This window comes from Variovorax sp. Varisp85, assembly GCF_047304045.1.
Taxonomy (GTDB): Bacteria; Pseudomonadota; Gammaproteobacteria; order Burkholderiales; family Burkholderiaceae_C; genus Variovorax.
The window spans coordinates 40,362-54,223 of record NZ_JBGLYN010000021.1 but is presented as its reverse complement, the minus strand read 5'-3'; the positions used below and the strand labels follow the sequence as shown (position 1 = coordinate 54,223).

At 64.9% G+C, this 13,862-nt stretch carries 13 protein-coding genes; all 13 read right to left on the bottom strand.

What is annotated here, in order from left to right; all coding sequences use genetic code 11:
- Positions 1-148: 148 nt before the first annotated feature.
- Positions 149-1,084 (bottom strand): LysR family transcriptional regulator, encoded by a 936-nt coding sequence (locus ACCC97_RS11210; protein WP_413332797.1) that lies wholly within the window; start codon positions 1,082-1,084, stop codon positions 149-151.
- A 73-nt stretch (positions 1,085-1,157) separates the two neighbouring features.
- On the bottom strand, positions 1,158-2,621 hold the full coding sequence (locus tag ACCC97_RS11205; RefSeq protein ID WP_145745982.1) for an APC family permease: 1,464 nt from the start codon (positions 2,619-2,621) through the stop codon (positions 1,158-1,160).
- A gap of 196 nt (positions 2,622-2,817) precedes the next feature.
- The gene (locus ACCC97_RS11200; protein WP_145745755.1) at positions 2,818-3,414 is read right to left on the bottom strand and encodes a nitroreductase family protein; all 597 of its coding nucleotides are present in this window, start codon (positions 3,412-3,414) and stop codon (positions 2,818-2,820) included.
- A gap of 6 nt (positions 3,415-3,420) precedes the next feature.
- Positions 3,421-4,896: an NAD-dependent succinate-semialdehyde dehydrogenase gene (locus ACCC97_RS11195; protein ID WP_209535087.1), complete on the bottom strand. Its 1,476-nt coding sequence runs from the start codon at positions 4,894-4,896 to the stop codon at positions 3,421-3,423.
- Positions 4,897-4,921: 25 nt separating this feature from the next.
- A complete protein-coding gene (locus tag ACCC97_RS11190) occupies positions 4,922-6,349 on the bottom strand; it encodes an NAD-dependent succinate-semialdehyde dehydrogenase (protein WP_145745983.1) in 1,428 nt (475 codons plus the stop codon).
- Positions 6,350-6,362: 13 nt separating this feature from the next.
- Positions 6,363-8,045, bottom strand: coding sequence for a bifunctional 3-(3-hydroxy-phenyl)propionate/3-hydroxycinnamic acid hydroxylase (locus tag ACCC97_RS11185; RefSeq protein WP_145745757.1), 1,683 nt, complete (start codon positions 8,043-8,045; stop codon positions 6,363-6,365).
- A 26-nt stretch (positions 8,046-8,071) separates the two neighbouring features.
- The gene (locus tag ACCC97_RS11180; protein ID WP_145745758.1) at positions 8,072-8,368 is read right to left on the bottom strand and encodes an NIPSNAP family protein; all 297 of its coding nucleotides are present in this window, start codon (positions 8,366-8,368) and stop codon (positions 8,072-8,074) included.
- Positions 8,365-9,234 carry an alpha/beta fold hydrolase gene (locus tag ACCC97_RS11175; protein WP_145745759.1) on the bottom strand — a complete coding sequence of 290 codons (870 nt, stop codon included), beginning with the start codon at positions 9,232-9,234 and terminating at the stop codon, positions 8,365-8,367. The genes ACCC97_RS11180 and ACCC97_RS11175 overlap by 4 nt, the downstream gene beginning before the upstream one ends.
- A 9-nt stretch (positions 9,235-9,243) precedes the next feature.
- A complete protein-coding gene (locus ACCC97_RS11170) occupies positions 9,244-9,849 on the bottom strand; it encodes an amino acid synthesis family protein (RefSeq protein WP_413332794.1) in 606 nt (201 codons plus the stop codon).
- 50 nt (positions 9,850-9,899) lie between these two features.
- Positions 9,900-10,379, bottom strand: a complete 480-nt coding sequence (locus ACCC97_RS11165) for a VOC family protein (RefSeq protein ID WP_145745761.1) — start codon at positions 10,377-10,379, stop codon at positions 9,900-9,902.
- Positions 10,372-11,427, bottom strand: coding sequence for a WD40/YVTN/BNR-like repeat-containing protein (locus tag ACCC97_RS11160; protein WP_145745762.1), 1,056 nt, complete (start codon positions 11,425-11,427; stop codon positions 10,372-10,374). The genes ACCC97_RS11165 and ACCC97_RS11160 overlap by 8 nt, the downstream gene beginning before the upstream one ends.
- 23 nt (positions 11,428-11,450) lie before the next feature.
- Positions 11,451-12,245 (bottom strand): SDR family NAD(P)-dependent oxidoreductase, encoded by a 795-nt coding sequence (locus tag ACCC97_RS11155; RefSeq protein ID WP_145745763.1) that lies wholly within the window; start codon positions 12,243-12,245, stop codon positions 11,451-11,453.
- 52 nt (positions 12,246-12,297) lie between these two features.
- Positions 12,298-13,857, bottom strand: coding sequence for an acetolactate synthase large subunit (locus ACCC97_RS11150; RefSeq protein ID WP_145745764.1), 1,560 nt, complete (start codon positions 13,855-13,857; stop codon positions 12,298-12,300).
- Positions 13,858-13,862 lie beyond the last annotated feature (5 nt).

The following is a 13,862-nucleotide window of genomic DNA, read 5'->3' as shown; positions in this document are numbered from 1 at the left end:
ACGTTGGCGTGGGACTGGCTTGCGACTCCTTCTTCTGCTGAGTGCATGAGCCTTCAGGCTGTCATGACGGGAGCATTCCACGGGCAGCTCGACAACTCCATGGCTGTTGGAGCGAGGCAGTTCGCCTTGCAATCCCGCACCGTAACGTTCAGTTCAAAGCTGTGGCGTGGGTAAGAAACCGTTGCAGCGATTCGGGCAGGCCATTGCGCCGGTGCTTGTGCAGCACGTAGGTTGTGAAGTGCACCGGTTCGGCGAGCGGCACGACCACGACGTCCGTACGTCGCAGTGCCCGCATGTGGTCAGCATCTGCAACCCCAACCCCCTGACCTGCCGCCACACGGGTCAGATAGCCAGTCAGTGTGCGAGCCTCCCCGACGATTGTCGGAGCTACAGAATATCGCCGACGTACTGCCTTCATCTGCTGACATAGTCCTGGATGGTAGGAAGCACTGCAGGCGATGGCGGGGAAGGATGACAACTCGGCAAGGGAAACCACCTCGCGGCAGGCGAGCTCATGTGCTCTTGGAAGCAACGCCACGATGGGGCTCATCCAGGCCACATGTTGCGCGATGGCTTCACTATCTGGCAGGCCGAAGGAGAACCCTGCATCCATCTCCTCGCTGCGCAGCGCGGCCAAGAGTTCTGCCGGGCGCATTTCCGTCAGCTCCACTGGGATATCGGGGACAAGTTCCCGCCAGCGGGTCAGGCATTCGGCCAGCCTGGGCTGCACCGTGCTGTCGTCCGCGCCGATGCGCAAGGGCTCGCGATAGCGTGCATCGGTTTCGCGTATGACGCGTTTAATGCGCTCCAGACGCAAGAAAAGTCCTCGCGCATGATCAAGCAATTTGGCACCTGCGGGAGTGAGCTCGAGTCTGCGGGGCTTTCGAATTAAAAGAGCCACGCCCATTCGGTCTTCCAGGTCACGGACGGTTCGCGACAGTGGAGTCTGGTCGATATGGACTCGCTCGGCGGCGCGACGGAAGCTCAGTTCCTCTGCAACGGCCATGAAATGGCGAAGGTGGCGCAGTTCGATCATCTGCGCGCCAGCAATGAGGCAAGACAGAACTCGGTCACGGGCGGCCATGGTGCCGATGTCGGAGCGAGCCGCTTCGAACTTTCGAGTTGCGGTGCCATCTCAATCAACCGATCAAGCCATCCTAGTCGCGATCTTGGCCGAGATTCGCGAAACGCGCGGGGTCACGGCGCTTGAGTCGACCTGCCGCCAACCACCCGACAGACGCTGCGATCGGCAACAGACCGATCAAAGCGAGAGCACTCCTTTCGCTGGCGCCCGTCAAAATATGGAAGTTCGCAACCGCAAGCACCAGGACCACGCAAAGCCCCATTCCCGCCAACGCCGGCAGCAGCAGGATCCGGACCTTGCCATAACCGTGCGATGCGCGGCGAAAGAACCTAATCACCGAGATCGCGGTGGCGATCATCAGCAAGAGCACACAGACCGTGGCCAGGTTACTCAGCCACGAGAACATCGTCAGGACCGGATCTGCACGGGCCACGGCGAAGCCGATCACCACGGCGGCGCACAAGGCCGTCTGCAACAGCGAAGCAATATGCGGGCTCTTGTGCCTGGGATGTGTCCAACCGAGCCGTGGTGGCAGCAAGCGTTCACGTCCCATCGAGTAGAAATAGCGCGCGGTCGAGTTGTGAAATGCGATCAATCCTGCATAGATACTGACGATGAACATGCCGCGCAGGATCATGGTCAAGTGCGATCCCGCATAGGTATCTGACAAGGTGTACAGGAAATTCGTTGGGTCACCCAAGGCAGCAACCGTGGCAGCGACCTTGTCAGTGCCGGCACCCAGCACCAAGCACCACAGCGAGAACGAGTAGAAGCCGCCCACGAGCAACAGCGCGGCGTATGTGGCGATCGGGATGCTGCGTTTGGGATCCTTGGCTTCCTCGCTGTAGATGGTCGTCGCCTCGAAGCCTATGAAGGCCGCAAAGCAGAAGAGCAATCCGATGAACGGGTTTCCGCCAGCGATCACCTGCGGGGTGAAGGACTTGAAGTTGATACCGTCCGCCCCTCCCTGGCTGAGAATCAGCACATCAAGAATCAGCACCACCGCATATTCCGCAACGACGAAGCCGGCCAGCACCTTCGCGGAGAAGTCGATCTGGCGATAGCCGAAGTACGCTACCGTCGCCATGGCTGCCAGTGCGCAGGCCCACCATGGAACACTCAGCCCAAACTGGGCAAGCAAGGCCTCGGACGAGACAGCGCCCAGCAGGCCGTATAGCCCGAATTGCAGTGTGAGGTAGCCCAGGATCGCCACCATCGCCGCAGCGCCGCCGGCGCTTCCACCAAGGCCGCGGGCAACCATGGCATAGAAGCCCCCTGCACTCGTGACGCAAGTGGCCATCGCCGTGTAGCCCGCGGCGAACAGCAGCAGCAGCGCCAGCGCCACAACAACCAGCGCGGGCGTGCCGGCACCGTTGCCCAGCATGATCCCAAGTGGAAAGCCACCAGCGACAACGCTCAATGGGCTTGCCGCCGAGATCACCAGCAGTGTGATGAACCCCGCGCTGAGCGTTGAACGGCGCAGAGTGGTGGAGCGGACTGCGGCAGCCTCCTGTGGCCGCTCCAACAAGGTGTTCATAACTTCCATGTACTGTCTCCTGACTCGGCATGCGATGTTCGAAGCCGGAATTGCGGGTGGGCGCGAACCTGCTCGGTTGCAGCAAAGGGGTGGCCGGCAGTCTATGAATAGAAGCCTGCTGCGCGGTATCCCGGATCGGCAAGCCGTTGCGCGGCCGTTGTGCGCGAGACCAGTCGTGGCACATCCAGCCGATGCTTCATTCGCTGAAAGTGAACCGCCCCTCGGCTGCCAATTGGGTCAGCGGCAGTCGTCCGTTGGGCATCTCGCGAGCGCGCAGCCCCTCGGCAAGCAAGGCCTTGTCGCCCTGCTTGCCAATCGCCAACACCGTTTCCAGCGCGTAGGTGTCTGGAATGCCTGCGGCCTTTCGCAGCCGATCTGCATCGAAGCCCGCCATCCCATGGGCGGACCAGCCCGCGAGCGTGGCCTGGAAAGCGATGCTGGCCCACGCCGCGCCGGCATCGAACGAATGCCATGCGTTGGGCGCGGCATCTGTCTGCCCTGGAAACACGGCTTGCCTGGCCGACACGATGACCACCAGTGCAGCTGCATGCTGGGCCCAGCCTTGGTTGAATTCCACCAGCGTAGCAAAGATCGGCTCCCAACTGAGGGTCTCGCGCTGCGCATAGATGAAGCGCCATGGCTGCGCGTTGTATGCCGAGGGTGCCCACCGAGCTGCTTCCAGCAGGCTCAGCAGCATGGGCTTGGCAATCGGCTCGCCCGTGAATGCGCGCGGCGACCAGCGGTCGACGAACAGGGAATTGATCGGGTGATCGGGCTGGCGTGCTTCAGTCATGGTTTCCTAGTTGAGTTGATTCGTTCGCGGGCTCTCGATTCCCGCCATGTTGATGTACTTGATGACCAAGTAGTCCTCGATGCCATGGCGCGATCCCTCGCGTCCGAGGCCCGATTGCTTGACACCGCCGAACGGCGCCACCTCGTTGGAGATCAGCCCGGTGTTCACGCCAACCATGCCGTACTCGAGGCGCTCCGCGACACGCCACACGCGGCCGAGATCGCGTGCATAGAAATAGCTTGCCAGGCCGAATTCGGTGTCGTTCGCCATCGCGACGACTTCGTCTTCTGTCTCGAAGCGAAACAGGGGCGCGAGCGGCCCGAAGGTCTCCTCGCGCGCGACGCGCATGGCCTGGGTGACGCCCACGAGCACGGTCGGCTCGAAGAAGCTGCGCCCCAGCGCATGCCTGCCGCCACCGGTGATCACCTGCGCCCCTCTTTCTAGCGCGTCAGCCAGATGTTCCTCGACCTTCCGCACGGCCGCGTCGTCGATCAACGGCCCGACGCGTACGCCCTCCTCCTCGCCGGACCCCACCTTCAGCGCCTTCAGCGCGTCCGCCAACTTGCGTGCAAACTGGTCGTAGACCTTGGAGTGCACGTACAGCCGGTTGGCGCATACGCAGGTCTGGCCTGCATTGCGGAACTTGGACACGATGGCCCCTTCCACCGCGGCGTCGAGATCTGCATCTTCGAAGACGATGAAAGGTGCATTGCCTCCCAGTTCCATCGACACCTTCTTTACTGTCGCCGCGGTCTGCTGCATCAGATGTCGCCCGACTTCGGTGGAGCCGGTGAAACTAAGCTTGCGCACCAACGGATTGGTCGCCAACTCCGTCCCGATGTCGCCAGCCGACCCGGTGACTACCGACAGCACGCCCGAAGGAATCCCTGCACGTTCGGCCAACGCCGCGAGAGCAAGCGCCGTCAACGGTGTCTGGCTCGCCGGCTTGACGACCATGACGCAACCCGCGGCCAATGCCGGTCCCGCCTTGCGCGTAATCATCGCAGCGGGAAAATTCCAGGGCGTGATTGCCGCGCACACACCCACGGGCTCCTTGGTCACCACGATCCTCTGGGTGGAGATCGGCGAAGAAATCGTCTCGCCGTAGACCCGCTTGGCCTCCTCGGCGAACCATTGGATGAAGGACGCCGCGTAGGCAATCTCGCCGCGCGCTTCCGCCAGCGGCTTGCCTTGCTCGGCAGTCATGATTCTGGCGAGGTCGTCCTGGTTCTCCAGGATCAGCGCGTGCCAGCGCGCCAGCAGCGCCGAGCGGTCATGGGCCGTGCGCGCGCGCCATGCGGGCCACGCACCATTCGCGGCGTCGATCGCCTGGAGGGTTTCGGTGGCACCCAGGCGCGGTACGTGAGCCACCACGGCGCCACTGGCGGGGTTGGTGACGGCGATGGTTCGGGCGGCAGATATCCACTGGCCCGCCACGAAGCATTGCTCTCGAAGCAGAGAAGGGTCTCGCAGGTTCAACATGGTGCAGGAACTCGGGGTTGAGGTTTCAGATCTGGGTGATCAGCTTGGTCACCAGGAAGCTGTCGAAGGACTCGGTGCCGCCCTCGCTGCCGAAGCCGCTGTCCTTCACGCCGCCGAAAGGCAGCTCGGGATGCGCCATGCCGGAATGGTTGATGTTGACCATGCCGGCCTCCAGTTCGTTGGCCACGCGCGTCGAGGTCTGGATCGACTGCGTGAAGACGTAGGCAGCCAGGCCGAAAGGGAGCGCGTTGCCCAGGCGCAATGCATCGTCCACCGTATCGAAACGCGCGAGGGCGGCCAGGGGTCCGAATGGTTCCTCACGCATGACGCGAGCGTGCTGCGGCACGTTAGCGATCACGGTCGGCTCGTGAAAATGGCCGCGCTCGCCCAATGTGCCGCCGCCTGCGAGCACCTGCGCGCCCGCCTGCACTGCGTCGTCCACGAGTTCGCGTATGGCTTGCAGGCGCCTCTCGTGGATCAGTGGCCCCATTTGGACGCCCTCTTCCAAGCCATGGCCCACCTTCACGCCGCGCATCGCATCGGCGAAACTGGCCACGAAGCGGTCGTGGATGCCTGCCTGGACAAAGAAGCGCGAGGGCGAGACGCACACTTGGCCGGCATTGCGGGTCTTCAGTCGCGCAAGCAGAGTCGCGGCCTGCTCTACGTCAGCATCATCGAATACCAGAACCGGCGCATGACCGCCGAGTTCCATGTTCATTCGCTTCATGTGCGAGCCCGCGAGCGCCGCGAGATGCCTGCCCACCGGAACCGAGCCGGTGAACGAGACGACCCGCACCAGGGGCGATTCGATCAATTGGCGCGAGATCTCGCTTGGCACGCCCCACACGATGTTGAACACGCCTTCGGGCAGTCCCGCGTCGTGGAACAAGCGAGCCATCGCCACAATGGCGCTTGGCGATTCTTCCGGCCCCTTGAGCACGACGGTGCAGCCGGCGCCGATCGCGGCCACGACCTTCTTCATCGCCTGGCCAAATGGAAAGTTCCAAGGGCTGAATGCGACGCAGACGCCTGCCGGCTCGCGCACCACGAACTGGCGCACCGCGGGATTGCGCGATGGCACGACACGGCCGTAGATGCGACGGCATTCCTCCGCGTGCCATTCGATATGCTCGACGGCGTTGAGCACCTCGGCCACTGCTTCCGGCAATGGCTTTCCGTTGTCCAGCGTGATGCCATGCCCGATCTCGCTGGCGCGCTCGCGTGCCAGCGCTGCCGCCTTGCGCAACACCTCGGAACGCTCCATCGGCGAACTGCGCCGCCAGGACTGGAACGCCCGGTGTGCGGCCCTCAGTGCCGCATCGACGTCCTCGCGCGTTGCCCAGGGCAGGCGCCCGAGCAGATCAAAGGTGGCGGGATCACGCACGTCCTGTCCTGGACGGCCATCGCCATTCAGAAAGCGGCCGCCGACATAGAGGGAAAGCTCGGGATACAACATCATGGTTTCCTCAGGCATGCGCCGGCAAGCGGGACTGCTCGGAGGCGCTCGCCGAGCCGGCGAAAACAGAGCCAGTTGGCGGCAGTACGGTTTCGCAAAATGTCGAAAGCTGCGGCACCGAATCGCCCGCCTTGCCAGCCGCCGCGATGAAGCGGTCCGGGCGGATCAGCACCCAGTCGACACCTTTGGCCTGGAACCAGAAGTGCAGCGTGTTCTCCACGTCCTCGATCACTGTTCCCGATGGCTGGACTGGCACGTGAGAACAGGCCTCGCTCCTGATGCTGCGCGAGCGCACGCCGACATAGTGGTCGCAGCCCAGACGCTCGAGTTGCTCCCGCAAACAGGCGGGTGCACCCGCCAGTGCGTCGCCGCACCAGCTCAGCAGCGCGAAGCGCGCACCGACCATATCGTCCAGGCGCTGGGTGCGCCCGGCTTCGCGCTCGACGTTGGGTTGGATGAACATGCGCCCCACCAATTCGTCGCTCCGCGCATCGCCACTGTTCAGGACAACACCCTTTGTAAAGCGCGGCATGGGTTTGAACTTCATCTGCAGCACGTAGTCGCGCACGCGCGGAATGTTCTTGATGGACAGGAAGAAACAGTCACGCATCCAGGCCACGAAGCGGTTGCGCTGGGACAGCACGGAGCCGAACAAGTCCGCCAGATCGATCATCGCCTTGGCGTGCGCGTGGCGCTCTTCGTGATAGCTCGCCAGCAACTCGGGCTTCATCCGTCCCTGCAGGATCCAGGCTAGCTTCCAGGCCAGGTTGAAGGCGTCGCGCAGGCCCGCGTTCAACCCCTGGCCGATCCATGGCGGCGTGATGTGTGCAGCATCCCCGGCCAGGCAAACGCGCCCGACGACGAACGCGCCGGCCACGCGAGAGTTGTGCGTGTACACGCGGGCGCGGATCACGTTGAGCTTGTCGGGTTCTGCCACATGCCGGCCCAGCAGTTCTCGCACCTTCTCAGGCTGCAGCATCTGCTCGCCGTCTTCGCCCGGAAACAGCATGAACTCCCAGCGCCGCAGCCCATAGGGGAGCCTCAGGCACACGTAGGGCCTTTGAGGCTCGCAGTGCAACGCGGTATAGGGCGCGTCCAGGGGATCGTGGTCGCATTCGATCACCACCCACTTGGCTGGATGCGTGCGCCCTTCGAAAGGCAACTTGAGGATGCCTTCGCGCACCATGCTGCGTCCGCCGTCGCATGCCACGAGGTAGCCTGCGCGCACCCGGTGCTCGGCCCCCTCTGCGTCGCGCAAGGTCGCCGTCACGCCCTCATCGTCCTGGACCAGATGAACCAGCTCTACGCCGGGACAAAGGTTCACGTGCGGGAAGCGTTCGAGCCCCTGGCGCAGCGTCAGCTCGCCGAGCGGCTGTGAAAAGAGATTGCGACGAAACCAGCCGAACTCGCGCGTGCTCGGCAGGATCTCCGCAAAACAGCGCTTGCCGGCGGTGTACATGCGCATCGGCACGTTTTGGATCATGTCGCGCAGCATCGCCTCGGCCAGGCCGGCCGCCTGGAAGGTGCGCAGCGCCTCATCGTCGAGGCCCACCGCGCGGGGATAGTTCAGCACCTGCAGGTTGCGCTCGACGACCAGGCAAGCGGCGCCGTAGTGGCCCAACAGGTTGGCGATGGAGACGCCGACCGGGCCCGCGCCGACGATCAGCACCGGAATGTCCGTGGGGATTTTCATAGGTTCTTGTCTCCGTGCCCGCCGACTCAGGCGGCGGTGAGAAGGCGGCTGTCCTGCCGGACCAGCAAGTGGCGCACGCTCTTGCGAAACTCCGTGAAGCTGGCGTCGGCCATCAACTGGGCACGTCGACGCGCGCGCTCTTCATGGCTGTCATAGGCCCAGAGAAAGACAAGCTGATTGAGATCACCACTCTCCGGCGTCATCAGCGTCACCAGGTTGCCCAGCATGCGGGTCTGCAGCGCTCGCGCCGTCTCGTTGTAGATGCGCAAGTACTCGCGCGTGCCGCCTGGTACGAGGGTATAGGTTCGAAGTTCGTGGATCACGGTGCGCCCTTTCCTGCATGGAACAGACCCCGATCGAGAAAATCGGAAACCGCCTGCTGGAACAAGGCCGGCTGGTCGTCATGCACGTAGTGGCCGGCGTCCGGGATCTCGATGCTCGCGATGCGCGGATTCAACGCCTGCATGCGCTCGACCATCGACGGCTGCAGGTAGTCGGATCGCCCCCCGCGGATCACCAGGGTCTCGCAACCGATGGCCGACAGGCACGGCTCAAGATCAACGACACGCGCCGGGTCGGGGTTCAGCCGCGTCGCCGCAATGCCGGCATGGTCGTAGCGCCAGGTGTAGCCGCCCTCGCGCAGGGGCTTGAGCATGCTGTGCAAGCGCTGCTGCCGGGCCTCTTCGCTCACCGTGGGACGCAGCGCCCGCATGAATTCGCCGGCGGCCTCCCAGGACTCGAAGCGCTCCGGCGTCGTTGCGAGTTCCTTGCGGATGCGTGTCGCGCCGTCGCTCGTCTCGAAGGCGCCGGGGCCGGCGTCCTCGATCACCAGGCGCCGCACACGCCCGGGATGGCGCGCGGCATAGACGATCGCGTTGATGCCTCCCATGGAATGACCCAACAGGTCGAAGCGGTCGAGCCCCAACTGTTGAACGATGGCCTCCACATCCGCCACGTAGGCGTCGGCATAGTAGTTGTGAGCGGGGTCCCAGTCAGAGCCGCCGCGCCCGCGCTGATCGAACGCAATGACGCGGAAGCCGGGATGCAGGGCCGCCGCGATGCCAGCGAAGGTCTCGGCGTAGCCGCGAATGCCGTGGAGCATGACGACGGGCCATCCCTGTTCCGCCCCCCACTCGCTGACGTGGAAGTTCAGCCCCGACAGGGCCAGCGTGTAGTCGCGCCGCTCCATGTGCGTCTTTCAGTACAAGCCGTCCTGGCCCTTGACCTCGGAGGCCTTCAGGCCCCCCAGCCGCGCGTTGAGGCGTCCGCGGGTGGCGAAGGCCCAGCAGACGATGACCTCGTCGCGGTTGGGGCCGTCGCTGAACTGGGCGGTCACGGTGTCGTAGTGCGAACGCACGTACAGCGCGTCCTTGTGCGCCAGCGGGATGTCGATCACGGCGCCGGGACCGCCACGCTTTCCGGTGGAAGGCACCCAGGACTTGCCGCCGCCGAGTGCGTCGCGGATCGGGTTGGCTGCCGGATTGGTGAGCAGCGCGTTGCCATGCTCGTACTCGCCGTCGATGCCCACGAGGCAGGCCTTGCCGTAGCTCTCGATCGCGCGGCCCTGGGCAGCCTCCTGGATGCGGCGACCGAACTCGCGCCCCAGTTCAGGCGACGGCTCGATCCAGGCAGACAGGTCCTGGACGAACCTGCCGGCGAACGGGTTGTGGATGGAGGCCGCAATGACGATCTTGCGCAGTGGGTCGCCATCGGCCGGCGCGCCGGTTTCGCCTGCGAGGGTGTCCTCGATCTGCAGGTACCACTTGCGGATGTGAAAGACGCTGCAATTGGCTGACTTGGTCATGAGAATGATGTGTGAATGTTGAAGAACAGGAAGGGGAAAGCGCGCCGCACTCAGTCGTACAGCGGCTCCAGTTCGAAGTGGTCGCTAGGCGCGTTGTAGTTATGCAGCACTCGCTTGCCCTCCTCATCGTCGTGGACGGTTTCGCAGAAGAACTCGAAGCGATGACCATCCGGGTCGTTGAAGTACAGGCCGTAACCCACCTTGTGGTCGGTGGTCTTGACCACCTCCACTCCGGCCTTGAGCAGTTGCCCGTAGAGCCGCCGCAGTTCCGTGATGTCGCCATCGATTTCCAGGCCGTAGTGCTGCAGCGCACAGCCGCCCACAACGATGCCCGGCTCCGGGCGGATCAACGCGATGTCATGGTGCTTCTGTCCGAAGCTCATGAACACCCACTGCTCGCCGCGCGCGGTTTCCTGCATGCCCAGCACGCGCTCGTACCAACTTGCCGATGCGAAGGGGTTCGACACAAAGAGCGAGAGGTGCGTGCGGCGAATCTTCGGGCGCACGGTCCGGGTCGTCGTATCAGTCATGTGGCTTCGCCCCGAGAGTGGATTTCGGGTGCGCCTTGACGGCGGCGACGACCGGCGTCCATGCCACTGCGGTGATCTCGCTGAAGTCGCGCCAGTCCTTGAACCAGGTTTTTCCCGCGTCCATGGAACGGAAGAGGTGGCCGTATTTGGTGCCGGCCAACACAAACTGAGGGTCTGCGGCGTGCGTTCCCAACGCCCAGAACGTGGAGTTGGGCACCGCATGAAGCAGTGCCGCTGACCATGTCGCGCCACGGTCGAGCGAGCGGTAGATCTGCGTGCGCGTGCCCGGCGTGCCATCGCCGATGGCCACCAGCAGCACGTCCTCCGCGCCCTCCAGAGGTGCGAGCGTGCGGGTGTAGTACATGCCATCGAAGCGATCGGCCGAACTTTCCGCGGCCCACGGCCCGTAGCCACCGTCGCGGTTGGTATAGACCGAATTCACCGTGGCGAGCAGATGGGTCTTGGGCCGGCCGCCGCGGGCCGGAAGGATGGTGATGGCGTGGATGTCGCCGTTGAGGATGCCGCTTTGCGCATCGTCCGCGCGGCGCCAGGTCTCGCCCTGGTCCAGGCTGTGCCAGGCACCGCCCTCCTCTACGCCGAACCACACCGCGCCGTCATCGGCGTCCACGCAGATGGTGAGGATCCGCGGACGGTTTACGCCGCCGCAGAACTCCGGCAATTCGATGCCAAGCCGCGTCCAGCTCTGACCCCCATCGAGCGAGCGGAACATCGCGGCGCGAGAAGGCGCGCCCGTTCCTGCGTAGATGACATTGGAGTCGCGCGGGTCGATCGCGATGGACCAGACATGCATTCCGTTCGCGGGCGATTCGAGGCGCCTGAAATGCGCACCCGCGTCTTCGCTCAGGCAAATGCCGGCGTCCGCACCCGCGAAGATCCGGTTCGGGTCCCGAGGGTCCACCAGAAGACTTCGCACGACGCCATCGAACTCGATGGCTTCCTTCAACCCGAGGCGATGCCATGTCGCGCCGTCGTCTGCGCTGCGCAGGATGCCCTGCCCCGCGGTTCCCACAAGAATCGTTCCTTGCATGATTGAGTGCTCCTTCGCTTTGCTCAGATGAAGATGCCGCGCGTGATGCCGCCGTCCACCGCGATCGACTCTCCGGTGATCGCGCCCGCTCGTTCGGAGGCGAGGAACAGCACGGCATCGGCAATCTCGTTGGGCTGCAACACGCGGCGGATGGGCGTGGCCCTGGCGTAGTTCGCCTCCACCTGATCCGGCGTAAGGCCCTGTAGCTTGGCCTCCTTGGCGTAGAGCTCGTGGATGTGCGGTGTTTCCACCACGCCGGGATGGATCACGTTGACCGTGATACCCGACGGGCCGAGTTGGTCGGAAAGCGTCTTGGTCAAGTGGCAGATCGCCACGTTGCGCATGCCCGAGAGTTGCTTGCTGCCGCGGCCCGTGAGGCCGCCGATGTTGATGATGCGGCCGAAGCCGCCCTTGCGCATGTGGGGCGCGGCCGCCTTGGCGCAGCGCATGTAGCCCACCACCTTGATGTTGATGTCTTCCAGCAGCCCTTCGGGGCTGGCGTTCTCGATCTCGCTGCGCACCAGACCGCCCGGGTGGGCAGCCCCATTGACGAGAATGTCGATTCGGCCGAAATGCGCCGCGACCCTGCTCATCATGGCGTCGACCTGCTCGGTGCTGCTGACATTCGCGGGCGCAGCAAGAATCTCGATGCCGGTTTGTTCGCTGATTTCGCGCGCCGCCTGTTCGAGCGGTTCCTTGCTGCGCGCCACGATCGCCACGCGCACGCCTTCGGCCGCCAGCGCCTGCGTCACGGCCCGGCCAATGCCAAGGCTGCCGCCGGTCACGACCGCGACCTTGCCCCTGAGTTTCAGATCCATATGTTCTCCTTGATTGATGCAGGCCGCCTGCCGGCGCCCTGACGTTGCGCCCTCAAAGGGCCATTTCGATGAGCGCAGGGCCGCTTCGCCCGAACGCGCGTTGAAGTTGTTCGGTCAGTTCTTGGGCGGTGTGCGCGCGCGTTGCGGGGACGCCGTAGGCCTCGGCAAGCCCCACCCAGTCGATGCGCGGGTGATCCAGCGCAGTCAGGGCCTCCGCCCGTGTGCCGAGCGCCGCGCCATCGCGCCGCAGTTCGTTGCGCAGGATGGCGTACTGGTGGTTCGCTGCGATCAGCACGACCACGTCGAGGTTTTCATGCGCGAGCGACCACAGCGTCTGGATCGTGTACTGGGTGCTGCCGTCCGACAGCAGCCCGACCACCTTGCGCTCCGGGCAGGCGATGGCCGCGCCCATCGCCACGGGAAGCCCCTGCCCGATGGCACCTCCGGTGTTGGTGAGCGTGGTATGCGGACGGGCGGCCGAAGACGCCGCATAGAAGGGGTAGCCGCAAGTCCCGCCCTCAACCGAGACGATCGCGCCCGCCGGCAATTCGCGCGCCAGAACCGCTGCGATCCTGGCCGGCGTCAGCGCGCCCTCGGGCGCGTCCGGCAGCGACGACACGGCCGCCTGGTAGGCCGGCGCCCCCAGGGCATCGGCCATTTCCTCGAGCCGCCCGGCCACTGGCTGCCCCGGCTCGCTGATGACCAGCAACCGTTCGGCATCGACCAGCAAACTCGGGTGACCCGCATAGCCGAAGTACGTCACCGGCGGCAGCGCGCCGACGAGCACGACGAGTTCGGCCGCATCCAGCACTTCGCGCGCCGGCTCGGGAAAGTAGGGCAACCGATCGAAGGCCGGCAGCCCCTGCCCGCGCTCTGAACGCGACGGAAAGGTCTCGGCATAGGCCTGTGCGCCCAGCAGCGTGCACAGGCGGGCCGTCGCGCGCTGAGCGCGCTGACCCAAGCCAGAGAGTTCTCCGCCACCGCCCAACAGGAAGACCACGCGCCGCGCTGCGCGCAGGCGCTCGATGCATTGTGCTGTGTCGGGGCCGCCCTCGGCGCTCGTGCTGGTGGCGCCAGGCCTTTCGATCTTGGCGGCCTGCGTGACATCGCCCGCCTGAAAATCGGCGGGGAAGATCAGCGTCGTGCCGCGCCCACCTGCTGCAACGCTTTGTCGCACAGCCTCGGCGGCCGCGGCCGCGCTGTCGTCGACACTGTCGATGCGGTGCACCCAGCCAGAGACGGGCCGCGCGAGCGATTCGATGTCGGAGGTCAGCGGCGCGTCATATGGCAAATGCCAGCTGGCGTGATCGCCGACGAGGTTGACGATCGGCGTGCGTGCGCGCCGCGCGTTGTGCAGGTTCGCGATGCCGTTGGCAAACCCCGGCCCCAGGTGCAGGAGCGTTGCCGCGGGACGCCCGAGCATGCGGCCGTACCCGTCGGCCGCTCCCGTGCAGACGTTTTCCTGCAGGCCGACCACGCACCGGATTTCATCGCGCTGCTCCAGTGCACGCACCAGGTCGAGTTCGGTGGTGCCCGGATTGGCAAAGCAGGTGTCCACACCTTCGCCTGCAAGCGCGAGCCAGAGCGCCTCGGCGCCGGTCATTTTCTTCATTGCCT

Coding starts and splice junctions, on each gene's coding strand:
- ACCC97_RS11200 (WP_145745755.1), bottom strand. CDS start 3,414: ATGACTGAAGCACGCCAGCCCGATCACCCGATCAATTCCCTGTTCGTC.
- ACCC97_RS11175 (WP_145745759.1), bottom strand. CDS start 9,234: ATGGAGCGGCGCGACTACACGCTGGCCCTGTCGGGGCTGAACTTCCAC.
- ACCC97_RS11160 (WP_145745762.1), bottom strand. CDS start 11,427: ATGCAAGGAACGATTCTTGTGGGAACCGCGGGGCAGGGCATCCTGCGC.
- ACCC97_RS11205 (WP_145745982.1), bottom strand. CDS start 2,621: ATGAACACCTTGTTGGAGCGGCCACAGGAGGCTGCCGCAGTCCGCTCC.
- ACCC97_RS11150 (WP_145745764.1), bottom strand. CDS start 13,857: ATGAAGAAAATGACCGGCGCCGAGGCGCTCTGGCTCGCGCTTGCAGGC.
- ACCC97_RS11155 (WP_145745763.1), bottom strand. CDS start 12,245: ATGGATCTGAAACTCAGGGGCAAGGTCGCGGTCGTGACCGGCGGCAGC.
- ACCC97_RS11210 (WP_413332797.1), bottom strand. CDS start 1,084: ATGGCCGCCCGTGACCGAGTTCTGTCTTGCCTCATTGCTGGCGCGCAG.
- ACCC97_RS11185 (WP_145745757.1), bottom strand. CDS start 8,045: ATGAAAATCCCCACGGACATTCCGGTGCTGATCGTCGGCGCGGGCCCG.
- ACCC97_RS11195 (WP_209535087.1), bottom strand. CDS start 4,896: ATGTTGAACCTGCGAGACCCTTCTCTGCTTCGAGAGCAATGCTTCGTG.
- ACCC97_RS11170 (WP_413332794.1), bottom strand. CDS start 9,849: ATGACCAAGTCAGCCAATTGCAGCGTCTTTCACATCCGCAAGTGGTAC.
- ACCC97_RS11165 (WP_145745761.1), bottom strand. CDS start 10,379: ATGACTGATACGACGACCCGGACCGTGCGCCCGAAGATTCGCCGCACG.